Below are 23,010 nucleotides of genomic sequence, written 5' to 3'. Positions count from 1 at the left end.
GCTCAGGCGACCTCGACGGCCTCGACGCGTACGCCGGACAGGCGCGGGAACCGCTTCATCAGCACGTAGTAGAGCGGGCAGATGACCAGCAGCCCGACGATCCAGGAGATGTCGACCCCGCCGAGTGACTTCGCGATCGGTCCCTCCCAGATCGTGGTGTCGATGAAGGGCAGCTGGATCGCGATGCCCAGCACGTAGCAGCTGACGGCGATGACGTTGACCCGCCCGTAGCGGCCGCCGTCGGCCTCGAAGAGCGACTCGATGTCGTAGACGCCGTGCTTGATCGCGTAGTAGTCGACCAGGTTGACCGCCGTCCACGGCACCAGCACGCACAGCAGCAGGAGCATGAAGTTCGTGAAGTTCACCAGGAAGTTGTCCTTGCCGGCGATGCCCATCACCAGGGCGACGGCGCACAGCGCGATCGAGATGACGGCGCGGGTGCCGGCCTTCGGCTTCCAGTGCGGCGCCAGCGTCTGTCCGACGGTGATCGTCGAGAGGGCCCCGCAGTAGAGGTTCATCGAGTTGGTGATCGCGATGCCGATGCCGAAGACGCCGACCACCAGCCCGCCGATGCCGCCACTCAGGTCGTGCAGGCCGGTCACGGTGTCGGCGTCCGGCAGCGCGGCACCGACCAGGCCGCCGAGGATCATCGGGAAGAGCGAGCCGAGCGTGCAGCCCCAGTAGGTGGCCCAGAACGCCGGCCGCACCCCTGTGTCGCGCGGCATGTAGCGGGTGTAGTCCGAGACGTACGGCGCGTAGGCGATCTGCCACAGCGCCGCGAGTGAGACGGTGCCCATGAAGCCCGAGACGGTGAAGCCGCCGGCGTGCATGGTGCCCGCGGGGAGGTGGTGGACGAAGAGCACCCAGACGAACGCGAGCACCATGACGATGCCGGCGACCAGGCTCATCAACCCGCCGAGGGCATGGATGAGGCGGTAGCCGACCACCGCACCGAGCGCGCTGATCGCACCGATGGCGATGATCGCGACGGTCTCGTCGATCCCGAACAGGGAGGCGATCGCCTGGCCGCCGAGCACGGTGTTGGAGGCGAAGAAGCCGACGTACATGAAGATCACCAGTACGACGATCAGCAGGCTGCCGTAGGAGCCGAACTGGGCCCGCGTCTGCAGCATCTGCGGCACGCCCATCTGCGGTCCCTGCGCCGCGTGCAGGGCCATCACGACCGCTCCGACGGCGTTGCCGAGGACCAGGGCGATGATCGCCGCCCAGACGTTCAGGCCGTAGACGGCGGTGGCGACCACCCCGGTCGCGACCGTGAGCAGCATGATGTTCGACCCGAACCAGATGGTGAACAGGTCACGTGCCTTGCCGTGCCGCTCGTGCACGGGAATGTGGTCGATCGTGCGCTGCTCGATCGCGAGGGTTGACTCTGTGGACTGGGACATCGGTTCTCCTAGCGAGAGAATCGGAGTGGGCGTCTGCAGGACACCGTTGTCCTCCCCCGAACGGGGTGCTGGAACTATGCGTCCCGCGACTCCGTCGATGCCAATACCTGTTATCGCTCCAGTGCATCGGAAAAACAGATGGAGCATCGTCGAACGCTCGGCCTGTCGTGATGCCGGACGGGAGGGCCGGGGGCGCCCGCCCGGTCTCGCCCGCTTCGGGTGACCCGAGGTGGGGTCGGTCGGTGTGTTGCTGCTGTGGCCGCCGGCGCGGGACCGGCGCACACACGACGGGGTGATGACGATGCCGGAGGCTCAGGGCTCGATGAGGACCTACCTCGAGGGCGAGCGGTTCCCTGGCGAGATCGGACGCACGTGGGAGGACTCCGAGCCGGCCTTCCCGATGCCACCGACCGCGCCGGCCGACGCCCCGAACGTCTCGTACGTCATCATCGACGACATCGGGTTCGGCTGGATCGAGCCGTTCGGAGGGCTGATCCGGACCCCGAACACCGACCGCCTGGCTCAGGACGGGTTGAAGTACACCAACTTCACGACGACCGGCTGCTGATGTGACCCAGTTCCGCACCGAGGAAGGCTGGCTCCACTTCAACTTTCTGGTGCGCCGGAGCGCGTTCACAACGCGCTGAAGGTCATACACATCGGAGGCCGAAATCGGAAGAGCGATGGTTAGTAATGGAGCCTCAGGATGTCGAGGGGTTGCGTGCATCAAGGGTCCTGGGCCCTGCCTGAGGCGTCGCTCGATCCGTGCCGCAGACCTGGCGGGACCCCCCGCTGAGTCACACTTGCTGGCGTGCAACCGTCTCCCGTGCCGAGCGAACCCCCGGAGCCCCGCACCGCGCCTCATGATCGAGTGCACGCGGTTACCAGTTTCGAGCCGGCCTTCATCCAGGCCGAGCGACGCGGGGCAAGACGTCTCGCCGACGTAACCAGCGACGCACTTCGTGAGCTTGAGGCCGGGGGCGCGAGCGCGAACCACATCGAACAGATGGCGATGGACATGGGCGCGTTACTCGCATCCACGGTTCCGTCGCAGGCCCACCGCGCGCAGGAGATGCGGATACCGAACTTCTTGGGCCGGATGCGGGCGGGCGCGGCGATCCTATGGGCCGAGTACGGCGAGGACGTCTACGGGCAGGCGGCGCGATGGTCGAGCGACACGGTGCGTGGTTGGGTCGCGTTCAGCATCCCGATGACCTCGCGCCCCATTGCGACGCAACTCGCACTCGGACAGGGCTTCGCGGCGGACCCACATTTCGCCGTGCGTGAGTGGGCATGGCTCTCTCTTCGTCCGATTGTCGCGGCGCACCTCGATGTTGCGATTGCAGAGCTCGAAAGATTCGCCGAGGACCCGGACCCGCGCGTGCGGCGATTCGCATCCGAGGTCATCCGTCCACGCGGAGTCTGGAGCACACATATAACGCTCCTCAAGGACGAGCCTGGCCTGGCGCTACCGATCCTTGATCGCCTAATCAACGATCGAAACCGCTACGTACAGGATTCGGTCGCGAACTGGCTCAACGACGCATCGAAGAGCCAGCCAGCGTGGGTCACGCAGCACCTCGAATGCTGGCACACAAGATACGGGGACGACATCGCTTACGTTCGCCGACGAGCACTGCGCACCCTTCGGCGCGGCCAATCGCAAGTCTGAAGCCCGATCAGTCCCACGCCGGCTCGTCGTGGTGGTCGAACCACGCAGCCGACTCCCGTCGGACGCGCCAAGACCACTCCGCCATCGTGGTCAGCCCATGTCGGCCGGAGAGTCCGGTACGAGAAGTGAAGTAAGTGCGTTCCCAAGCGACTGGTCGCGCAACTCCAGAGCATCGATCCGTGCGGCGGCGAACGAGAGATCCCCACGTGCGGTCTCCAGCTCGGCCCGAGCGGCCGCCAGCTGTGCCGCAAGGGACCGGTTCTCCTCGATACGAGCAGTTAGCCGTTCGTAGATGCTGTCGGCGCCGGCCTTGAGCTCCATCGCAGCCTGTCGCGCAGCTCGCTCTCGTGCCTCTGACCCACGCGTCAGTCGGTCCACGTCCGCGCGTAAAGCCTTCACCTCGGACTCGAGGATCGTCCGGTTTGGGATCGCGCGACCGGACGTCCTGGCCGGTCTTTGTCGCTCGTACTCTGCCACTGATTCGAGAGACACCCGTGGCACGTTGGCCGGCGCACGGCCGGGGCCGTAGGACGGCCCTGTCAGCACGCCCTGCTTTAACAGTTGGCTGATCCTTTGCGGCGTGACAGCCAAGCGCTCGGCCGCCTCATGCAGCGTCAGCGCGGTCGAAGTCACCGCTCGTGCCACGGTCCCATGGTGACGTAAGTAAGCGACGACAGCAAGCGTCGGCCTCGCTGCCGGCGGCTGGCCGAAGTGCCGCGTGGCGCGACACGGAAAGGCACGCACGTGTTAAACTTACTTACGTGAGCGGAGCTAGCGTGAGTCGCGTGGTGCGGGCGCCCGCACCGCAGTCCGACGGAGGATCGTCGCCCGCAAATACCGCCCCGCCTCAGGGTGCAAGCGTTGAGGCCGACCGACCGCTACGCGTCGTACTTTGCGGCTCGTTCCGCCGCGACCGTGTCCGGCTCGCTGAGACGTTCAACATCCTGATGGACACCTACGAGGTGCTTTCCCCGCTCGGGATCGACTTCGTTGACCCAGACGCAGAGTTCGTCCGGCTGCGGCACGAGCTGAACGCCTCCGCAACTGAAATTGAGGAGCAGCATCTCTCTGCGCTTGTCGAGGCGGACTTCGTCTGGCTACACGCGCCCGAGGGATACATCGGAGCTAGCGCGATGTTCGAGCTCGGACACGCGAAGGCCCTCGGCATTCCGATCTTTTCTGACAACCCGCCGACCGAGGAGACCTACGAGGCGTGGGTGACAGTCGTCTCTGATCCGACCGAGGTTGCTCTCACCCAAGAACTGAAAGCGCCCGGCAACGGATTGCGCGGTCTTCAGCACTACTACGAACGTGCCGCCGCCCGTCGTGGTTGGGACAGCGAAACGGTCCAAGACACCCTGCTGCTCATGACCGAGGAGATGGGTGAACTGGCACGTGCGGTCCGTAAGTCCATCGGACTCTCGCGCAACCATGACTGGGATGGACAAGACGTCGCTGAAGAACTCGCAGACCTCCAGCTGTACCTGGTCCACCTTTCGAGCAGTCTCGGCGTTGACCTCGCGGAGGCCGTTACGCGCAAGGAGGCTGTGAACGCGGCGCGTGCTGCAGCCGCTCCATCGGTCGCTTGATCACAATGGGGCTGTGGCCCAACTCGAAGACTTTGCTGCCGCCCGTGTCCGTGTCCTTGAGTTCCTCCGGGCGCAGCGTGCGAGCATCGGACACTTCTGGGACGAAGTCGATGATGTCTTCTTCCGGACTGACGCTGACAAGCAGGAGTCGGGCCCTAAGTCGGACCGCACACGGACGGCCGGTGTTCACCGGCTGACAAGCACGGTTACCTGTATCGAGTCACTGCTCGAAGCACCCGCGTGGGACCTTACGACTGGCGAGGTGTGGACGAACGAGCACGCGTCAGAGGTGCTGTCGTCGTTCATTTCCCACGCCTTAACCACCCAAGAGGGTTGGCAAAGCGACGACGCCGCATGGGTGTATTGCCGGGTGCGTACGCTCGGAAGCGCGATGCGGCTACTGGACGTCGACTCGGCTACCTGGGACGACGCACGGCGAACCAACCTCCGTGCGCTCATCGAGCAGGCCTGGCAGTCTCGGTTCGATGACGGCGGAAGTTTCGGGCTCAGAGAGGCGACCGCATCGCCGATCGGAAATTTGGGGCTCGGCGAGAAGGCCGGGCCGCGGCAATATCCGGCGAACGCGTTCCTGACCTACTGGGGTCTACTGGCCGCGAAGCTTGCGTCCGACGCAAACCTCCTTTCAACCGAGGAGGACGCACCGACGTCTCCGCGCTCACTCGCCGCGGCTGAGGACTGGCTCCAAGAGGCACTCGCTTCACAAGTGGCCTTCCACTTCAACCGATCCCGCTTCGCTGATCCGCAACAGTTGATTTGGGCCCTTTGCGGCCTTGTCCGTTTCGGTGATCCGCGGAACCTGTCGAACTCAGTCTCGGTCGAACACGAACTCATGATCGCCGGCCTGCGCGCGTTCTTCGAACAGCAAGATCGTGGAACGTGGGCAACGGGCGCACCACTCTTCCACTACAAGAACGCCGGGAACGCGTACGCGTACGTGTTTGAGACACTCGCCGAACTCGTCTCGCTCGCCACCAGCCGGGAGGTCGGCGAAGCAGCCGCCGCCGCGCTCGCCGAGGCGCTCAAGAGCCACAGCGCCGAGCTGGTGGCCGCGCTCGACTATGCCGAGGCGACGGGCCAGCTCTTGGGTACCGACGGACGTGGGTGGTCCTCAGGCCATCACCCCCACCGCAACAGTCCGGAGAGTTGGGCGACCGCTTCCGTATACAGGTTCGCACAGGGACTTCGGCGACTCATTGGCAGTTGGAGCTCTCAGGCCGCTCGCACGGCTCTGGGTGCGCGAACGCCAACCGCGAACCTCCACACGCTTCGCGACCGGGGCTCGTCTTGGGATCTAGGCCATGGAACGGCGGGCGGATTCCTATCGACCGCGTTCGTGCATCCGGTACAGATGGCGACGAGGAAGGCGGACAACGTCGCGCGGTTTTGGCTTGATCCTGATGAGCGCGTTCTCGAAGAGACCCAGGCTCGGTCAGCAATGCTCTTCGGGCCACCCGGAACGGGAAAGACAAAGCTGGTCGAAGCTGTGGCCGGTGCGATCGGCTGGGACTTCATTGAGATCACGCCAGCCCAGTTCCTCGATCGGGGGGTCGACTATGTCAGCGCACAAGCTGACGTGATCTTTCGTCAGGCGATGGAGCTCGACCGCTGCGTCATTCTCCTCGATGAGATCGATGAGCTGATCCAGCAGCGAACCCACGAAGCGGAAACCATCGAACGCTTCTTCACCACGACGATGCTTCCGCGCCTTGCGAAGCTATGGGACGCCCGCAAGGTCCTGTTCTTCGTGAACACGAACAACATTAAACGCGTCGACAGCGCCATCGTCCGCAGTCAGCGGTTCGACGCAGCGCGGATGATCCTTCCGCCCGGATACGCGAGCAAGCGGCAGTGGCTGGCCGACCAGGGCTACACCCTCTTGGTGGATGAGGACACAATCCGGAACGCCCTCCTTGACCCGAAGACTCTGCCGCCCGTCGCGACGGGCATCGGATGGCTCGCACTCGTCCGTTACGACCAGTACGGTGCCATCGGGCGTGAGCTGAAGTCGGACGGACAGGGAGCCGCCGTCGACGCCGGTCGGCTGCGTGCCGCGCTCCAACCGATCGCACGCGAACTTCGCCGTCTGGACTGGCACGACGGCACGACCTGGGCAGAGGACGACGAGGAAGGCGTGCCGCTTCCTAACGTAAGCGAACTGTTCCAATTCGAACGCCGCGACGCGCGGATGGTGATGTGGGCGAGGATCGATGGGCTAACGGACGAGAAGGTGGCCGAGATTCTGGCTTCCGTCGGTTCAACGCCGAATGACGATCACGCTCTCTACAAGCTGGGCGGCGAGACATGGATCTCGATGGGCGCACCCGATAACCCCGAAGCTTGGGCCACATCACTGGGACTTGAACTGCAGCCGCACGGCTACTTGCGGATCGCCACCGCGGCTTCGATGTCGGCGAAGGACCTTGCGGATGAGATCAATGAGACCGCGCCACCAGAGAGCTGACCACTACCGCGGCACCCGACCCTGTCCCTCGGCCCCGGTCCGGCGATCGGCTAGGTCCGGAGTGAAGAATGGGTCGCACACGCCCGCGGCCGGCCAACTATGATCATCCTCCTCTCCGGTCCGATCGCCGTCGGGAAGACCTCGGTTGCCGCCGCCTTGACGCAGGCCGGCGCCGCTCGTCTCGTCACCGTTCGCTCCGCGCTCCTGGAGGTTCTCGGTCTTGCATCGGCCGGTCGCGCGCTCATGCAGCGAGAAGGAGCCGCCCTCGACCAGCGCACGTCAGGTCGATGGCTCCTCCACTACCTCGAGCAGCGAACAGATCTGACCAACGACGACTTCGTTGTCGACAGTCTGCGTACCGTGCGTCAAACCGAGCCGTTGCTCGGGTACTTCGCCGATGCACGGCTGGTCTACCTGACTGCCCACGAAGAGACGCGCCGGGCACGGTATGCCGCAGCGGCCGCGACCGACCCGCTCAAGCGAGCCGTCCCGTTCGACGCGGCGATGCAGCATCGAACCGAGATCGAGGTTGTTGCTCTCGGTGCGTTGGCGCACGCGTCGATCGCTACCGATGACCTGGAAGTCGAGGAACTGGCGAACGAGATCATCGCGCGCCTTACCTGAAGGTCGACATTGCGGCGGATGTCCGCAGGTCGCTCAGAGATGCCGGAGCGCGTCCTTCAACTGGCGTGCCGCCGCAGTTGCTACCTGATCACGCTCCTGCTTTTGGTTGTTCGTACGGCTGAGTCGAGAGCTGATGAGTTCAAGGAGATCGTGAGCCCGTCGACCGCCCTCTAGGGGCTCGAGCACCAGTGGAGGCGCACTACTGGGCCGAGTGTCGAGGCCCGCGGCGCCACTGCCGAGCGCGGCAGTGATCGATGGGCATGGAGTCACGTATTGACGCAAGGTCAGATCGTTGATCGGGCTTCGGGCGAACACGGGGACGCCGGTGGCGACCGCGACGCCGATCTCCAGGGCCGCCGACGGGCCGACGTAACCGTCGGGTGCGACCAGCCAGAGAAGCGCCGATCGTTCAATCGCGGCCAAGTGGCGGTCTTGTAGGCGCTTGACGGTCCGTTGGCGATCGCTCGCGACAAACAGGAAGTCGCCGAACGCGTCAACGACGCGGGGGTCTGCGGGCGACAAGACGACCGCGCCGAGCTGGTTAAGTTCGCGGACGTCGGCCGCAATCTGGGAGAGGTGCCGGTGAAAACTCCCCGACACCGTCACCGGGACGCCGAGACCTTGCGGTCTTCCACTTGTCACGAACCGCCACCGTTCTCTCGCTCTACATAGTCGACGCTACTCCAGAGGTCCGACAGTCCGATAGAACGGCGTCCGGGAGCGGCACCTAGCTGGGCATCACACCTAGCTACCGGAACGCCGGGTCCTGGTGGAGGGACGACCTCGGGCGCTGTGTGGGCTTCGCGCGGAGGCGGCGTTAGCGCGCTGCTCGCGCTGGCCACCTAATCGGCGAGGTCCGCCACCGACTCCCGCTCAGACCAAGCTCCGCCATGATCCCCCGCACCTCACTGGCAGTCGGTACGCGACCGCGCTCAAACGCGCATTGGACCCGCGTCTCGAGGTAACGGGGCAGGTCGGGCGTCACGGGTGAGTCCTCCGGTGGTCGAGGCGGTCACGGGTCCACATCCGCGCCGACATGGCCCGCAACTCAACACCGCAACCAAGAAGGGACCCCTGGCTACGTTTCCGCAGGCCAGGGGCCCCTTCCTACTACCTAAACCGCTCGGCCGGCAATACCTAAACCGGCCTGTTGTGCGCGAGGGGGGAGTTGAACCCCCACGCCCTTTCGGGCACACGGACCTGAACCGTGCGCGTCTGCCTATTCCGCCACTCGCGCGCTGATGCACCGGAAGGCTATCTCACCCCCACCATCAGACCAAAACCGGCGGCGCGTGAAGGGGCCCAACAACCGCCGCACCGATACGATCGAGCGGACCCGGCGGCCCTGTCGGGGCAGTGGCGCGTGCACAAGCACGGGCGAAGGACGAGTGGCAGGAGTGCGCATGGGCGGCTTGCAGCGGTTCGAACAGCGCCTCGAATCCGTCATCTCCGGTGCCTTCGCGCGGGCGTTCCGCAGCGCCGTGCAGCCGGTCGAGATCGCTGCCGCGCTGCAGCGCGAGTGCGACAACAACGCCCAGATCCTCAGCCGCGAGCGGCGCCTGGTGCCCAACTCCTTCCACGTCGAGCTGGCGCCCAGCGACATGGCGCGGCTCTCCCCCTACGACTCGGCGCTGGCCAGCGAGCTCAGCGAGCAGCTGCACAAGCATGCCGAGGCCCAGGCCTACGTCTTCCCAGGCCCGATCCACATCGACTTCGAGGAGGCGGCGGACCTGACCACCGGCCGCTTCCGGATCCGCAGCAAGGCCGAGGCGAGCGTCAGCAGCGACGCCACCGCCACCCAGGTGAGTCGCGCGACAGCCTTCATCGAGGTCAACGGCTCCCGGCACCCGCTGCACCTCGGCTCCCTGGTGGTCGGCCGCGGCACGGAGGCCGACCTGCGGATCAACGACCCCGGCGTCAGCCGCCGGCACGCCGAGTTCCGGCAGAACGACCGCCAGGTCGAGGTGCACGACCTCGGCTCCACCAACGGCATGCTGGTCAACGGGCAACGGATGAGCAGCTCGTTGCTCGACGACGGCGCCGTGGTGCGGGTCGGCACCACCGACCTCGTCGTACGGATCGTGGAGACCGATGTCTGAGCTGACCCTCTTCCTGATCCGCATCGCCTTCCTGGCCGTCCTGTGGATCTTCGTCCTCAGCGCGATCGGCGTGGTGCGCTCCGACATGTTCGGTGCGCGCGTCAGTGACGGCACCGCCGCCACCTCGCCCCGCGCCGCCAAGAAGAGCAAGAAGCAGCCCAAGCCGGCCAAGCCGCGCCGCGGAGCGCCCACCCACGTGCTCGTGGTCGAGGGCCGCAGCCAGGGTGAGCGGGCCGACCTGAGCAAGGCGCCGATCCTGATCGGCCGTGGCGCCGACGCCGCGATCGTGCTCGACGACGACTACGTCTCCACCCGGCACGCCCGGATCGCCGCCAGCGGCGACCAGTGGTTCGTGGAGGATCTCGGCTCGACCAACGGCACCTACATCGGCAGCGTCCGGATCAACCAGCCGACCGCCATCGCCATCGGCACCCGCGTCCGGATCGGCAAGACCATCCTGGAGCTGCGCAAGTGACGCTCCGACTGCGGTACGCGGCCGTCTCCGATGTGGGGCGGGTGCGCAAGGACAACCAGGACTCCGGCTACGCGGGTCCCTGGCTGCTCACGGTCTGCGACGGCGTCGGGGGCGCTGCCCGCGGCGACATCGCCAGCGCCACGGCGGTCAGCCAGCTGCGCCGACTCGACACCCCGCCCGAGCCGGACCACACCGCCGACGAGATGCTCGGCCTGGTCGCCGGGGCCCTGCACCGCGCCCACGACCGGATCGGCGAGCTGGTCGAGGACGACCCGGCGCTGAGCGGCACCAGCACCACCGCCACGCTGCTGCTCTTCGACGGCGAGCGCGTCGCGGTCGGTCACGTCGGCGACTCACGCGGCTACCTGTTCCGCGACGGCCACATCAGCCAGATCACCCACGACCACACCTTCGTGCAGACCCTCATCGACGAGGGTCGCATCACCGAGGCCGAGGCGCGGGTCCATCCCCACCGCAACCTGATCCTGCAGGCCATCGACGGCAGCCGCGAGCTCGAGCCTGACCTGTTCGTCCTCCAGCTCCAGGCCGGCGACCGGCTGATGCTGTGCAGCGACGGCATCACCGCCTCGCTCGACGACGGCCGGCTGGCCGACATCCTCGCCTCCGGTACGGCCGACTACGCCGCCGTGGAGCTCACCCGCGCCAGCCTCGAGGCCGGCACCACCGACAACGTCACCTGCATCGTGGCCGACGCGCTGGAGGTCACCGACGCGGACGCCGATGCCGAGGTCCCCACCCCGCTCCTGGTCGGCGCTGCCGCGGAGCTCCGCCGCCGCGCCCCGCTCGCCACCCGCGCCTCCCGCTTCCGCGGCCACCGCAACGGCGACACCGGCGAGCTGGAGGCCGTCTCGGCCGAGGAGGACGACGTCGAGGTCCCGGCCGAGGCGATCGCCAACGACCCGATCAACGCCGAGTCCGAGCGCTACGCGCTGCGCCCCCACCACGGCGGCCTCCGGGGCTGGATCCGCGGGCTCCTGGGTGCCGTGCTGGTGATCGGCCTGCTCTGGATCGGCGCCGCGGCCGCGTGGTCGTGGTCGCAGAAGCAGTGGTATGTCGGCGAGCAGGACGGCAAGGTCACCATCTTCCGCGGGGTGCACACCACCCTGCTCGGCCTCGACCTCTCGACCGCCTACCAGTCCACCGACCTCACCCTCGAGAGCCTGCCCGACGCCTACGCCGACCAGGTCCGCGACGGCATCCACCGCGACACCCTGGGCCAGGCGCGCGCCAAGGTGCGCGAGCTGCTGTGCGAGTCGACACCGGGCAGCAGCTGCTGATGACGGCACAGACCTGGCCTCGCGAGTTCGTGCACCGGCAGCGCCGGGGCGCCGAGCTCGTCCTGATCGTCCTCAGCCTGGTGGTGGGGATCGGCGGATACGCCGCCGTCGGCATCGGTGTGGAGCAGAAGGTCCCCGCCGACATCGTCGGGTACGGCGGGTGGCTCGCCGTCCTGATCGTCGGCGCGCACGTCGTGGTCCGGTTCGTGGCGCCGTACGCCGATCCCGTGCTGCTGCCGCTGGTGGCGATGCTGAACGGCCTCGGCCTGGCGGTCATCCGCCGCCTCGACCTGGCCGCCGGCGCCACCCAGAACGACGGCTTCGCCAAGCAGCAGCTGATCTGGATGACGCTGGGCGTCGTGCTCTTCGCCGGCACCCTGATCGGCCTGCGCGATCACCGCACCATGCAGCGGTTCACCTACACCAGCGGGTTGGGCGCTGTCGTGCTCCTGCTGCTGCCGATGCTCCCGGGCATCGGCAAGGACATCAACGGCGCCCGGATCTGGATCCACCTGGGTCCGCTCAGCTTCCAGCCCGGCGAGCTGGCCAAGGTGCTCCTGGTGATCGCCTTCGCCGGCTACCTGGTGCTGCACCGCGACGCGCTCGCCCTGGCCGGTCGCCGCGTCGCCGGCATCGACCTGCCGCGCGGGCGCGACCTGGGCCCGATCCTGGCGATGTGGCTGATCAGCCTGATGATCCTGGTGCGGCAGAGCGACCTGGGCTCGAGCCTGCTGTTCTTCGGTCTCTTCGTGATCATGCTGTATGTCGCCACCGAGCGCCGCGGCTGGATCATCGTCGGTGGCGGACTGTTCCTGGTCGGCGCCGTCGCGGCCGCGAAGCTGATCAGTCACGTCAGCGCCCGCGTCGACATCTGGATGCACCCGTTCAACCACTACCAGACCACTGCCGGCCCGCACTCGGACCAGCTGGTGGAGTCGATGTTCGGGATGGCCTGGGGCGGCCTGCTGGGTCGCGGCTTCGGCAACGGCAGCCCCTACCGCATCTCCTACGCCAACTCCGACTTCATCATCGGCGCCATCGGCGAGGAGCTCGGCCTGACCGCCGTGCTGGCCATCGTGCTGTGCTACGGGCTGATCGTGGAGCGCGGCCTGCGCACCGCGATCATCTGCCGCGACGACTTCGGCAAGCTGCTCAGCGTGGGCCTCGCGGTCTCCTTCGCGCTCCAGGTCTTCGTGGTCGTCGGAGGCGTCACCCGGCTGATCCCGCTGACCGGTCTGACCACGCCGTTCCTCTCCTACGGCGGTTCCTCGCTCATCGCCAACTGGGTCATCGTGGCGCTGCTGCTGCGCATCTCCGACCATGCCCGGCGTCCGCTGCCCGACCTCTCCTTCAGCGCGAGCGACGAGGCCACCCAGGTGGTGAAGCTGCCGTGACCTCGGGGATGAACCGTCCGATCCGCACGCTCAGCGTCTTCTGCCTGCTGCTCTTCCTGGCCCTGATGCTCAACGCGACCTACCTGCAGTACATCAAGGCCAAGTCGCTCAACGACGACCCCCGCAACCGCCGCGTCATCCAGGCCGCGTTCTCCCGCCAGCGGGGCGCGATCCTGGCCGGCAAGACGGCAGTGGCGCACAGCGTCGCCTCCAAGGACCAGTTCAAGTTCCAGCGGACCTACCCGAAGGGGCCGGAGTACGCCCCGCTGACCGGCTACTTCTCCTACTACTCCCAGACCGGCATCGAGCACAGCCAGAACCAGGTGCTCTCCGGTGACGACTCCCGGCTGTTCGTGACCCGCCTGGTGGACCTGGTCAACAACTCCGACCCCAAGGGCGGCAACGTCGAGCTGACGGTGGACCCGAAGGTCCAGGACGCGGCCTGGAACGCCTTCAAGAGCCTCGGCAACGGCCTCCAGGCGGCGGCCGTCGCGATCGAGCCGAGCACCGGCCGGATCCTGGCGATGGCCTCGACGCCGAGCTTCGACCCCAACGCCCTCGCCGATCACGACCTGACCGCCTCGACCAAGGCCTACGACAAGCTGTTGAAGGACGACAGCCAGCCGCTGATCAACCGCGCCATCCAGACCACCCTGCCGCCGGGCTCGACGTTCAAGCTGATCACCTCCGCGGCGGCGATGGAGGACCTCGGCATGACGCCCGACAGCAAGGTCAACGGCAACTCCTCGCTCAAGCTGCCGCAGACGACGCACGTGCTGCACAACGAGAACAACGAGTCCTGCGGCGCTGCCAAGGTCACCCTGACCCAGGCGCTGGACCGTTCCTGCAACGTGGCGTTCGCCGACGTCGGGCTCAAGCTCACCGACGAGCAGCTGCGGCAGCAGGCGGAGAAGTTCGGCTTCGACCAGAAGCAGTACCTCACCGACCTGCCGGGCCAGGCCACCAGCCGCTTCCCCAGCACGCTCACCCCGCCGCTGCGGGCGCTGTCGGCGATCGGGCAGTACGAGGTGGCCGCGACGCCGCTGCAGATGGCGATGGTCTCGGCCGGCATCGCCAACCACGGCGTGGTGATGAAGCCCTACGTCGTGGACCGCGTCACCTCCTCAGACCTCGACGTGCTCGACCAGACCAAGCCGACCGAGCTGTCCACGGCGGTCTCGGCCAAGACGGCCGGGATGCTGACCCAGATGATGACCTCGGTCGTCGACGAGGGCACCGGCACGCCGGCACGGATCCCGGGGGTCAAGGTGGCCGGCAAGACCGGTACGGCGCAGAGCACCGCGGACCGCCCGCCGTACGCCTGGTTCACCGGGTTCGCCCCCGCCGACAACCCGAAGGTCGCTGTCGCGGTCCTCGTGCAGTCCAGCAACACCGACCGCTCCGAGATCGCCGGTGGCGCTCTCGGCGGCCCGATCGCCAAGGCGATGATGGAAGCGGTGATCAACCCGTGACGACCGGTCCGATCAGCAACCAGCCCAGTCCGGGGCGCTACGTCTTCGGCGACCTGATCGCCACCGGCGGGATGGGCGAGGTGTACCGCGCCACCGACACGGCGCTCGACCGGCCGGTCGCGATCAAGCTGCTCAAGCCCGAGTACGCCGACGACCCGATCAACAGGGCTCGCTTCGACTCCGAGGCGCGGCACGCGGCGGCGCTGCACCACCCGCACGTGGCGGCCGTCTACGACGTCGGCGAGATGCCGACAGCCACCGGGTTGATGCGGCCCTACCTGGTCATGGAGCTGGTCGACGGCCAGCCGCTGTCGACGTTGCTGCGCGACGGCCGACCGCTGGACCCCGAGGCCGTCCGCGACCTGCTCGGCCAGGCGGGCGACGCCCTGGCCGCTGCGCACCGTGCCGGCATCGTGCACCGGGACGTGAAGCCGGCCAACATCCTGGTCACGCCCGACCGCGAGGTGAAGGTGACCGACTTCGGCATCGCCCGGGCGGCCTCCTCCAGCGCGATCACCGGCACCGGCCAGGTGATGGGCACGCCGCAGTACCTCTCCCCCGAGCAGGCGCGGGGTGAGCAGGCCACCCCCGCCTCCGACGTCTACTCCCTGGGCGTGATGGCCTTCGAGTGCCTGGCGGGCCGTCGGCCGTTCCAGAAGGACACCGCTGTGGCGACGGCGCTGGCCCACCTCCACGACCCCGTCCCGCCGCTGCCCGCCTCCGTGCCGGCCGACCTGGCGGCGGTGGTCACCCGTGCGCTGGCCAAGGATCCGAAGGACCGCTACCCGGACGCCGCCGCGTTCACCGCGGCGCTGCGTGGCATCGACGGCGGCCGCACCGACACGCCTGCCTCCGGCGTACCGATCGTGCCCTCGGCGACGTCCGTGCTCCCTCCCTCGGCCGGCGCGCCGGCCACGGAGACCACCGTCGTCGGACTGGGAGCGGCCACGCCCCTCGGCGCCGAGGAGGACCAGGAGGGTCAGCGCAACTGGCTCAACGTCGCGCTGCTCGCCTTCCTGGTGCTGGCGCTGGTCGCGGTGGCGATCGTGGCGTGGCTGGTGCTGCGCGGCAACAACTCGCCCGCACCGGACAACGAGGTCCCCAGCGAGGTCCCGAGCACCTCAGCGCCGGCGTCCTCCGCCCCGGCGAGCCCGTCGGCCAGCCCGTCGACCATCACCCTGGAGGAGTCGGCGTACACCGGCCGCAACATCGACGACGTGCTCAATCAGCTGCGCGCGCTGGGCTTGCAGCCCAAGCCGGTGCAGCGGACCAACGACGGCAGCGAGCAGGCCGACACGGTCATCTCGGTCTCCCCGACGACCGGTCTGCAGCAGGGTGACTCGGTGACGGTGGCCTACTACGGCCAGGCCCCGCGCGCCAGCGCCACTCCCAAGCCGACGCCGACGCCCACGCATGCGCCCACCCGCAGTGCGACGCCCACACCCACTCCGACCCCGACCCCGTCGGCCACGCCGACGGAGGCCACCACCACGAGCGCTGTCGACACGGCGGCGCCGAGCACCAGCCAGAACACTCCGGGAGCCAGCTGATGGTCCAGCCAGAGCCCACCGTCGTCGGTGGCCGTTACGAGCTCGGCGAGCTCCTCGGTCGCGGCGGCATGGCCGAGGTCCGCAAGGGCGTCGACACCCGCCTCGGTCGGATCGTCGCGGTCAAGCGGCTGCGCACCGACCTGGCCAGCGACACCACCTTCCAGGCGCGGTTCCGCCGTGAGGCGCAGTCCTCCGCCTCGCTGAACCACCCGGCGATCGTGTCCGTGTACGACACCGGCGAGGAGCCGACCGCCGAGGGGATCTCGCAGCCCTACATCGTCATGGAGTACGTCGCGGGCCGCACGCTGCGCGACATCCTGCGCGAGGGCCGCAAGATCCTGCCCGAGCGCGCGCTGGAGATCACCTCCGACGTCCTGTCGGCGCTCGACTACAGCCATCGCGCCGGGATCATCCATCGCGACATCAAGCCCGGCAACGTGATGCTGACGCCGAGCGGCGACGTCAAGGTGATGGACTTCGGGATCGCCCGCGCCGTCTCCGACGCGCAGTCCACCATGACCCAGACCGCCGCGGTGGTCGGGACGGCGCAGTACCTCTCCCCCGAGCAGGCCCGGGGCGAGACCGTCGACTCCCGCTCGGACGTCTACTCCGCCGGCTGCCTGCTCTACGAGCTGCTCACCGGCCGGCCGCCGTTCGTCGGCGACTCCCCCGTCGCCGTGGCCTACCAGCACGTCCGCGAGCAGGCCCAGGCACCGTCGACGCACGACACGGCGCTGCCGCCGGCGGTCGACGCCATCGTGATGAAGGCGCTGGCCAAGCGGCTTGAGGACCGCTACCAATCGGCGGCCGCGATGCGCAACGACATCGAGCGCTACCTCGCCGGACGCCCGATCGACGCCGTCGCCCCGGTGATGGCGCCCGAGCCGGCCCCGCCCACGGCGGCCACGCAGGTGGTCGAGCCGACCAACGTCGTACCGCTCTCGGCCCCCGAGGACGTCGACGACGATCGCCGCTCCCGGACCGGCCTGCTCGTCCTCCTCGCCCTCCTGGTGCTGGCGGTGATCGCCGCCGGGGCGTTCCTGTTGCCGAGGCTGTTCAGCGGGGCGCCCGACCAGGTGCAGATCCCCAACGTGGTCGGCAAGACCCAGGACCAGGCCCGCCAGGCGATCGGCCAGGCCGGCCTCGAGGTCGGCGACGTCAGCTACAAGCCCGACGACACCGCCGCCGCGGACACCGTGCTGCGGCAGAGTCCCAGCGGCGGCGTCGGGGCCTACGCCGATCCGGGCAGCGAGGTCAGCCTGGTGCTCTCCTCCGGCAAGCCGGACGTCACGATCCAGCAGGTCGTGGGCATGTCGTTCAAGGACGCGAAGTCGCTCCTGGAGGGCGCCGGGCTCAAGGTCGCGCGCAACGACGTCGAGTCCGACCAACCGCAGAACCAGGTGCTCTCGGCGAACCCGGCGGTCGGCACGACCGTGGCGAGCGGGACCACCGTGCGGCTCGACGTGTCCAAGGGCCCCAAGGCGGTGCCCAACGTGGTCGGCATGACGGTGGACAAGGCCGAGCAGGCGATCCGTGCCCAGGGCTTCCAGCCGGTCCAGGCCGACGACAACAGCTCGACGCAGCCGGCCGGCACCGTGACCAAGCAGTCTCCGGGCGCGGGGACCACCCAGAAGCAGGGCCTTGAGGTGGTCATCTTCGTCTCGACCTACACCCCACCGCCGACGCCGTCGACGACGCCGGCCTCGCCCTGCCCGACGCCGGTCACGCTGCCCGACGGCACCCAGACCTGCCCCCCGGCAGGGGTCGGTGGCGCGCTGTCCGGCACCCAGTGACCCGGGAGAGGCAGTGACCCGGGAGGGGCTCGCGGAGGATCAGGAGTCCGACAGCGGCTTGGCGTAGCTGAGGTCGAGTAGACCCCTGTACGCCGGGGCCCGCACGACCGTGTCCGCGCTCAGCCGCCAGCCGACGCCGATCGCGGGGTTAGCGGCCTGCGACTGGTAGACCTGCAGGTAGTGGCTTGTCGAGATCGCGTCGAGCAGCGCCGCCTGGTCGCCGACGGCGCGGATGACGTAGGGCTGCGGGTAGGGCACGCCCTGCAGCTGCACGGTGCTGCCCGAGCACTTGATGCCGGTCGTGGAGATGATCCGCTGGCCCTGGATGGTCACGGCCGTGGCGCCGCCGCTCCACAGCGCGTTGACGACCGCCTGGATGTCCTGCTGGTGGACGACCATCAGGTTCGGGTCGCCGGTGGTCTTGTCGATGAGGTCGCGAGGAGCATCCGACAGGGTGATGGTGAGGCCGGTACCGCTGACCGGCATCAGGCCGGCGGGGGACTTGAGCCGGCCGGCCCGCTCCTGGGCCTTCTCCACGTCGGCGTCGGGGACGGCGTTGGTCAGGGTGGTGACCTGCTTCTGCAGGCTCGCGACCTGGGCCTCGAGCTTCTGGTAGGCGTCGCGCTCGCTACCGGCGAGGGTGGCCAGGTCGGTGTAGCGGCCGGGCCGCAGGTCGGTTCCGTGGCTGTTGACGGCACTGATCACGAAGAGCGATCCGCACAGCAGCGCCACCGCCGGGGTGCCGACCCGCCAGGCGGTCCTACGGCGTCGGGCTGGCCGCTCTTCGGGGCTTGCGTGAGTTCCCGGCGTCACGCCGACTAGGCTACGCCGCAGTGTCCGGACGGACGCAGTCGTCAGTGCAGTCGAAGCAGTGCAGCCGAACAGGAGTAGGACCCGTGGCCAAGCTCAAGCTGGGGCGAGACCCGATGATCGCGGATCGCCCGCCGGTCTTCACCGTGCGATTCCTGATCGCTCTGGTGGCGATCGCGCTCGGCATCGCGTGGATCATCTACTACTACTTCGGTGCGCGGGAGGGCCTGTCGGGCAAGCAGCACGGCATCGACTTCATCCGGCGCCTGGGCGATTGGAACTACCTGATCGGCTTCGGCCTGCTCTTCGTGGGCCTGATCATCTCGGCTCACCCGAACACCCCGCTGGGCCGCGGCCGCGGCGTGGTGGCGGGCATGCTGGGTTGCTTCATCCTCGGACTGGTCTGGATCTGCGTCTACTACATCTTCTCGAACAACCTCGACTCGCTGTGGGTGTTCGACGACCTGGGCCAGAAGAACCTGCTGGTGGGCATCGGCTTCATGGCCGTCGGCTTCGCCTTCGCCACGCGCTGGGAGTAGCCACCCACCGCACCCGACCATCGTCACGGCAAGGCGCCGGCGTCGCAGGACGCCGACGCCTTGCCGTTTGCCGTGGTGACCGTGCGGGCACTTCTCCCCAACGGGGGATAACTCTGTGGAGAATTACATGCCTGTAGTTCTCCACAGACTTACCCACAGCTGTGGAATCCCGAGAGGTCAGTTTCCGCAGGTCGAGTGGTCAGGCGAGCTGCGCCGATCGCAGGACGACGGCGATCACCACGGCGCCGGCCACCGCCGCGATCCCGGTCCACTGCAGACCGCGACGCCGTACGCCGGGCGTGTAGGCGAAGATGGCGCCGATCACCAGGCCGGCGACGAACCCGCCGACGTGCGCCTGCCAGGAGATGGCCGAGTTGCTGAAGGTGAGGACGAAGTTCAGCACGGCCACGATCACCAGCTGACCGACCTGCAACCCTCGCCGGGCGAACAGCACGATCAGCGCGCCGAGCAGCCCGAAGATCGCGCCCGAGGCGCCGAGCGTCGGCGTGATCGGAGAGGCGGCCCAGTAGACGAGCGCCGAGCCGGCCAGGCCGCACAGGAGGTAGGTGATCAGGTACCGCGTCCGCCCCAGGCCGGTCTCCAGCAGCGGTCCGATCATCCACAGGGAGAACATGTTGAGCGCCACGTGTAGCAGTTGCTGGTGGGTGAAGACGCTGGTCAGCAGCTCCCAGTAGCCGCCGTCGGCGACACCGCGCGACAGCGTGCCGCCCACCGATCCGCACGCCGAGAGCGGCGTGTTCTCCAGCGGGATGTACCCGCCCTGGACGCTGCAGACGCTGCGCGCGTGCATCATCAGGTCGTACAGGACGGTTCCGGAGGCGACCTGCACCAGCAAGAAGACCAGGACGTTGATGCCGATCAGCGTCATGGTGACCGGCGCGACACTGCCGCCGATCCGGAAGGACCGGCGCGGGGTGCGCACCGACGCCCGGCCCTCGGCGAGGCACTCCGGGCACTGGAAGCCCACCGATGCGGGCGTCATGCACTCCGGGCAGATCGGGCGCCCGCAGCGCTGGCAGCGGATGTGAGACTCGCGCCCGGGGTGCCGGTAGCAGACCGGCACCTCGGGCGCGGAGGCCTCGGGGTGGTGCTCAGCCAACGATCTCGACGGTCTCGATGACGATCGGGTCGACCGGGCGGTCCATCGCACCGGTCTCGACGTTGCCGATCTCGTCGACCACCTTGCGCGACTCGTCGTCGGCGACCTCGCCGAAGATCGTGTGCTTGAAGTTGAGCCACGTCGTCGGGGCGACGGTGATGAAGAACTGCGAGCCGTTCGTGCCCGGGCCGGCGTTCGCCATCGCGAGCAGGTAGGGCTTGTCGAAGACGAGCTCGGGGTGCGGCTCGTCCTTGAACGTGTAGCCCGGACCGCCGGTGCCGGTGCCCAGCGGGTCGCCGCCCTGGATCATGAAGCCGTCGATGACCCGGTGGAAGGTGAGGCCGTCGTAGAACGGGCCGGTCTTGCCGTTGCCGGCGTCGTAGGCCTTCTCGCCCTTCGCCAGGCCGACGAAGTTCGCCACCGTCTCCGGCGCGTGGTTCGGGAACAGGTCGATGCGGATGTCGCCCTTGTTCGTGTGGAGGATGGCCTGCTGGTCCGCCATGGGACTCCCTTTCAGGTCGTACGTCGTCGGGTGTGCGCTCCCGATCCTCCCACGGCGGCGGTGAGCGGTCACCGACGACCTGGCCGACCCGCTCAGGCCGCGACGACCTCGGGGTGCTCGCGCTTGACCTTCGCCGAGACGAAGTGCTCGACGACGAACATCATCACCGGGACGAGGCCGGCGAGCAGCATGACCAGGAAGAACCCGAGGCTCCAGCCGAGCCGACGGCTGAGCACGAACGCCACCACCAGGTAGGCCATGTAGAACCAGCCGTGCAGGATCCAGATCAGCTCGAGCGGGTGCCCGACCTTGTAGGCGGCCGAGTCCGTGGACACGTCGTACAGCGTGACGCTCTCCAGGGACCCGGTCAGGAGCACCGAGAGGGTGCCGAGGAGGAGGAGGACGCCGACGGTGATCGCCAGCACCCGGTACGCGGTGAAGAGCTTGCTCACGAGCCCGAGGGTACGGCGTGCTCCTGCGCGGCCTCGTCGGCACCCTCGTCGGCGATCTTGGGATGGGTGACGTCGCGCACATAGCGCCACCACACGTAGAGAGCGAACAGGCCGAAGACCCACCACTCCAGCGCGTAGAGCAGGTTGCGCAGACCGGTGGTGAAGCTGGCCTCGGGCATGGAGTTGACCTGGGCGGCCCGGAGGCCGGCGGTGCCGTCGTTGGTGGCCGCATCGGCGGCCGGCCAGCCGGGCTCGCGGTCGGCGACGACGGCGTACCCGCTGTAGAGGTCCTGGCTGACATGGTTCATCGCGTCCGAGATCGCGAGCTCGGGCAGGACGTCGTCACGGGTGTCGTCGTCCGTCAGGCCGCCGTCCTCGGGTGGTTGCACCCAGCCGACCAGCTTGGCAGCACCGGTGGGTGCGGCCGGCGCGTCCTTCGGCTCCGCGACCCAGCCGCGCACGACGTACATCGCCGGGGCGGTGGCGCTGGTGCCGATCGCCAGCGGCGTGGCCACCCAGTAGCCGCCCTGGTGGCCGCTGACGTAGACGGTGCCGGACGGCACCCAGGTGCCCTGCAGGACCGCGGGGCGGCCGGTCTCGGCGCCGGGGAACGCGTCGTTGTTGCCCATGATGTCGCTCAGCGGGACCGGCGTGGCATGGGCGAGCGAGTCGCTCTTGTCGGCCTTGTGGCCCTCGGAGACGTCCCACTGCCACCAGCCCAGCAGCACGGTGGCGACGACGACGAACGTGCCCAGCGCATGGACGCCCCACAGGCGGGCGCTCCACCACCGGGGAGTCGGGTCGTGCGGCACCGAACCAGGGTACGTCGCTGTCCGCGCCGAGGCTCACTCGGCGCAGACGGCGAACGGCAGCCTGCCCCGCAGCGCCTGCTGGGCGGCGTCCACCGGATCGGTCATGGTGAAGCCGATCCGGCCGCTGCTCGGGTCGGCGGCGCCGTGGGTGTAGTCGGCCGCGAACGCCGGCAGCGTGGCGCCCAGCCTCATCCGGGCGAAGAGGTCGTCGCGGCCCCCACCGAGGTAGGCCGTGGCCAGCCCCTGACCGAAGCTGACAGCGTAGGCCCTCAGCGGCTGGAGCCGCTGGTCGCCGGTGTCACCCGCCAGACAGCCGCGCGCGACGTACGTCGCCTCCGCCCGCGGACCGACCAGGTCGGCCAGATCCGTCCAGCCGGGGTCGCTCGGATCCAGCCGGGCGCTGGTGACCAGGTGGTCGGCCGCATCGACGGTGGCACCGGCGAGCGGTCCGATCCCGGCGGCGACCGCCCGGCGCACCGCCGCCATGTCGGTGCCGGGTCGCAGGGCGAGCACCCAGCCGTCGGAACCACCACCGGCGTAGCGCGCCTCCCAGGCGACGTCGTCGGGACCGAAGCCCTGCAACCGGTCGCCGTAGGGGCGCAGCAGGCCGGTGCTCAGCAACGGCGAGTGCCGGACCGCCTCCTTCCAGAAGCCGGCGTCGCCGGGCTCGGCGCCGTACTGCGCGCGGACCTCGTCGAAGTCGGTCAGGCTCAGGGTGGTGGCCTCGTGCGGGACCAGGGAGAGCACCGCTCGGGCGGGCGGCAGGGAGGCGTCGTACGGCGGCGCAGGGGTGCTGCTGGTCGACGGGTCCGGCTCCGGCGGTGCGGCCTGGTTGCTGCCGCCGCAGGCCGTCGCCATCACCGCGAGCGCTGCGACCAGCCCGCTCCCCCATCGCCTGCTCATCCGCGTCACGCCAGCCCT

At 68.6% G+C, this 23,010-nt stretch carries 22 protein-coding genes and 1 tRNA gene; 13 read left to right on the top strand and 10 right to left on the bottom strand.

What is annotated here, in order from left to right:
- Positions 1-2 precede the first annotated feature (2 nt).
- Complete coding sequence (locus P5P86_RS01915; RefSeq protein ID WP_280609577.1) at positions 3-1,406, bottom strand: purine-cytosine permease family protein; 1,404 nt, start codon at positions 1,404-1,406, stop codon at positions 3-5.
- Between the two features lie 322 nt (positions 1,407-1,728).
- Between P5P86_RS01915 and P5P86_RS01910 the strand changes: the two genes are divergently transcribed.
- Both P5P86_RS01910 and P5P86_RS01905 read left to right on the top strand, forming a co-directional pair.
- Positions 1,729-1,974, top strand: coding sequence for a sulfatase-like hydrolase/transferase (locus P5P86_RS01910; protein WP_280609576.1), 246 nt, complete (start codon positions 1,729-1,731; stop codon positions 1,972-1,974).
- Positions 1,975-2,277: 303 nt separating this feature from the next.
- The gene (locus P5P86_RS01905) at positions 2,278-3,078 is read left to right on the top strand and encodes a DNA alkylation repair protein (RefSeq protein WP_280609575.1); all 801 of its coding nucleotides are present in this window, start codon (positions 2,278-2,280) and stop codon (positions 3,076-3,078) included.
- 90 nt (positions 3,079-3,168) lie between these two features.
- Here P5P86_RS01905 and P5P86_RS01900 read toward each other — a convergent pair whose 3' ends face one another.
- A complete protein-coding gene (locus P5P86_RS01900; protein WP_280609574.1) occupies positions 3,169-3,723 on the bottom strand; it encodes a hypothetical protein in 555 nt (184 codons plus the stop codon).
- A 140-nt stretch (positions 3,724-3,863) separates the two neighbouring features.
- On the opposite strand from P5P86_RS01900, the gene P5P86_RS01895 reads away from it, so the two are divergent.
- The 3 genes from P5P86_RS01895 to P5P86_RS01885 all read left to right on the top strand — a co-directional run bounded on the left by P5P86_RS01895 (position 3,864) and on the right by P5P86_RS01885 (position 7,773).
- Positions 3,864-4,667 carry a MazG nucleotide pyrophosphohydrolase domain-containing protein gene (locus P5P86_RS01895; RefSeq protein ID WP_280609573.1) on the top strand — a complete coding sequence of 268 codons (804 nt, stop codon included), beginning with the start codon at positions 3,864-3,866 and terminating at the stop codon, positions 4,665-4,667.
- Between the two features lie 13 nt (positions 4,668-4,680).
- Positions 4,681-7,149 (top strand): ATP-binding protein, encoded by a 2,469-nt coding sequence (locus P5P86_RS01890; RefSeq protein WP_280609572.1) that lies wholly within the window; start codon positions 4,681-4,683, stop codon positions 7,147-7,149.
- A 99-nt stretch (positions 7,150-7,248) separates the two neighbouring features.
- Complete coding sequence (locus tag P5P86_RS01885) at positions 7,249-7,773, top strand: AAA family ATPase (protein ID WP_280609571.1); 525 nt, start codon at positions 7,249-7,251, stop codon at positions 7,771-7,773.
- A 33-nt stretch (positions 7,774-7,806) separates the two neighbouring features.
- Here P5P86_RS01885 and P5P86_RS01880 read toward each other — a convergent pair whose 3' ends face one another.
- Both P5P86_RS01880 and P5P86_RS01875 read right to left on the bottom strand, forming a co-directional pair.
- The gene (locus P5P86_RS01880; RefSeq protein ID WP_280609570.1) at positions 7,807-8,379 is read right to left on the bottom strand and encodes a hypothetical protein; all 573 of its coding nucleotides are present in this window, start codon (positions 8,377-8,379) and stop codon (positions 7,807-7,809) included.
- A gap of 547 nt (positions 8,380-8,926) precedes the next feature.
- Positions 8,927-9,010, bottom strand: a tRNA-Leu gene (locus P5P86_RS01875).
- Positions 9,011-9,176: 166 nt separating this feature from the next.
- On the opposite strand from P5P86_RS01875, the gene P5P86_RS01870 reads away from it, so the two are divergent.
- Genes P5P86_RS01870 through pknB form a run of 7 tightly spaced genes read left to right on the top strand, consistent with a single transcriptional unit; the run spans position 9,177 to position 17,854 of the window.
- Positions 9,177-9,872 (top strand): FHA domain-containing protein, encoded by a 696-nt coding sequence (locus tag P5P86_RS01870; RefSeq protein WP_280609569.1) that lies wholly within the window; start codon positions 9,177-9,179, stop codon positions 9,870-9,872.
- Positions 9,865-10,347, top strand: coding sequence for an FHA domain-containing protein FhaB/FipA (locus P5P86_RS01865; protein WP_280609568.1), 483 nt, complete (start codon positions 9,865-9,867; stop codon positions 10,345-10,347). Before P5P86_RS01870 ends, P5P86_RS01865 begins: the two co-directional genes overlap by 8 nt.
- The gene (locus P5P86_RS01860; protein WP_280609567.1) at positions 10,344-11,645 is read left to right on the top strand and encodes a PP2C family protein-serine/threonine phosphatase; all 1,302 of its coding nucleotides are present in this window, start codon (positions 10,344-10,346) and stop codon (positions 11,643-11,645) included. The genes P5P86_RS01865 and P5P86_RS01860 overlap by 4 nt, the downstream gene beginning before the upstream one ends.
- Positions 11,645-13,039, top strand: a complete 1,395-nt coding sequence (locus P5P86_RS01855) for an FtsW/RodA/SpoVE family cell cycle protein (RefSeq protein WP_280611304.1) — start codon at positions 11,645-11,647, stop codon at positions 13,037-13,039. Before P5P86_RS01860 ends, P5P86_RS01855 begins: the two co-directional genes overlap by 1 nt.
- 8 nt (positions 13,040-13,047) lie before the next feature.
- Positions 13,048-14,511, top strand: coding sequence for a peptidoglycan D,D-transpeptidase FtsI family protein (locus P5P86_RS01850; RefSeq protein ID WP_280609566.1), 1,464 nt, complete (start codon positions 13,048-13,050; stop codon positions 14,509-14,511).
- Complete coding sequence (locus tag P5P86_RS01845) at positions 14,508-16,061, top strand: protein kinase domain-containing protein (protein ID WP_280609565.1); 1,554 nt, start codon at positions 14,508-14,510, stop codon at positions 16,059-16,061. Before P5P86_RS01850 ends, P5P86_RS01845 begins: the two co-directional genes overlap by 4 nt.
- Positions 16,061-17,854: a Stk1 family PASTA domain-containing Ser/Thr kinase gene (pknB, locus tag P5P86_RS01840; RefSeq protein ID WP_280609564.1), complete on the top strand. Its 1,794-nt coding sequence runs from the start codon at positions 16,061-16,063 to the stop codon at positions 17,852-17,854. The genes P5P86_RS01845 and pknB overlap by 1 nt, the downstream gene beginning before the upstream one ends.
- Before the next feature lie 39 nt (positions 17,855-17,893).
- On the opposite strand, the gene P5P86_RS01835 is transcribed toward pknB, so the two are convergent.
- Positions 17,894-18,667, bottom strand: coding sequence for a DUF881 domain-containing protein (locus P5P86_RS01835; protein ID WP_280609563.1), 774 nt, complete (start codon positions 18,665-18,667; stop codon positions 17,894-17,896).
- A gap of 83 nt (positions 18,668-18,750) precedes the next feature.
- Here P5P86_RS01835 and P5P86_RS01830 point away from each other — a divergent pair, with 83 nt between their 5' ends.
- Positions 18,751-19,203 (top strand): cell division protein CrgA, encoded by a 453-nt coding sequence (locus P5P86_RS01830; RefSeq protein ID WP_280609562.1) that lies wholly within the window; start codon positions 18,751-18,753, stop codon positions 19,201-19,203.
- 199 nt (positions 19,204-19,402) lie between these two features.
- Here P5P86_RS01830 and P5P86_RS01825 read toward each other — a convergent pair whose 3' ends face one another.
- The 5 genes from P5P86_RS01825 to P5P86_RS01805 form a co-directional block, all read right to left on the bottom strand.
- Complete coding sequence (locus tag P5P86_RS01825) at positions 19,403-20,323, bottom strand: rhomboid family intramembrane serine protease (protein ID WP_280609561.1); 921 nt, start codon at positions 20,321-20,323, stop codon at positions 19,403-19,405.
- Complete coding sequence (locus P5P86_RS01820) at positions 20,316-20,825, bottom strand: peptidylprolyl isomerase (RefSeq protein WP_280609560.1); 510 nt, start codon at positions 20,823-20,825, stop codon at positions 20,316-20,318. Before P5P86_RS01820 ends, P5P86_RS01825 begins: the two co-directional genes overlap by 8 nt.
- Positions 20,826-20,917: 92 nt before the next feature.
- Positions 20,918-21,277 (bottom strand): DUF3817 domain-containing protein, encoded by a 360-nt coding sequence (locus P5P86_RS01815; RefSeq protein WP_280609559.1) that lies wholly within the window; start codon positions 21,275-21,277, stop codon positions 20,918-20,920.
- A complete protein-coding gene (locus tag P5P86_RS01810; protein WP_280609558.1) occupies positions 21,274-22,089 on the bottom strand; it encodes an SURF1 family protein in 816 nt (271 codons plus the stop codon). Before P5P86_RS01810 ends, P5P86_RS01815 begins: the two co-directional genes overlap by 4 nt.
- A 33-nt stretch (positions 22,090-22,122) precedes the next feature.
- Entirely contained in the window at positions 22,123-22,992 is an 870-nt protein-coding gene (locus tag P5P86_RS01805) for a hypothetical protein (RefSeq protein WP_280609557.1), read from the bottom strand.
- Positions 22,993-23,010 lie beyond the last annotated feature (18 nt).

The sequence above is a fragment of the Nocardioides sp. BP30 genome (assembly GCF_029873215.1).
Classification (GTDB): Bacteria; Actinomycetota; Actinomycetes; order Propionibacteriales; family Nocardioidaceae; genus Nocardioides.
Note: the sequence above shows the minus strand (reverse complement) of the source record. Positions and strands in the feature narration are given on the sequence as shown.

Coding starts and splice junctions, on each gene's coding strand:
- P5P86_RS01850 (WP_280609566.1), top strand. CDS start 13,048: ATGAACCGTCCGATCCGCACGCTCAGCGTCTTCTGCCTGCTGCTCTTC.
- P5P86_RS01855 (WP_280611304.1), top strand. CDS start 11,645: ATGACGGCACAGACCTGGCCTCGCGAGTTCGTGCACCGGCAGCGCCGG.
- P5P86_RS01915 (WP_280609577.1), bottom strand. CDS start 1,406: ATGTCCCAGTCCACAGAGTCAACCCTCGCGATCGAGCAGCGCACGATC.
- P5P86_RS01865 (WP_280609568.1), top strand. CDS start 9,865: ATGTCTGAGCTGACCCTCTTCCTGATCCGCATCGCCTTCCTGGCCGTC.
- pknB (WP_280609564.1), top strand. CDS start 16,061: ATGGTCCAGCCAGAGCCCACCGTCGTCGGTGGCCGTTACGAGCTCGGC.
- P5P86_RS01820 (WP_280609560.1), bottom strand. CDS start 20,825: ATGGCGGACCAGCAGGCCATCCTCCACACGAACAAGGGCGACATCCGC.
- P5P86_RS01885 (WP_280609571.1), top strand. CDS start 7,249: ATGATCATCCTCCTCTCCGGTCCGATCGCCGTCGGGAAGACCTCGGTT.
- P5P86_RS01805 (WP_280609557.1), bottom strand. CDS start 22,992: ATGAGCAGGCGATGGGGGAGCGGGCTGGTCGCAGCGCTCGCGGTGATG.
- P5P86_RS01910 (WP_280609576.1), top strand. CDS start 1,729: ATGAGGACCTACCTCGAGGGCGAGCGGTTCCCTGGCGAGATCGGACGC.
- P5P86_RS01870 (WP_280609569.1), top strand. CDS start 9,177: ATGGGCGGCTTGCAGCGGTTCGAACAGCGCCTCGAATCCGTCATCTCC.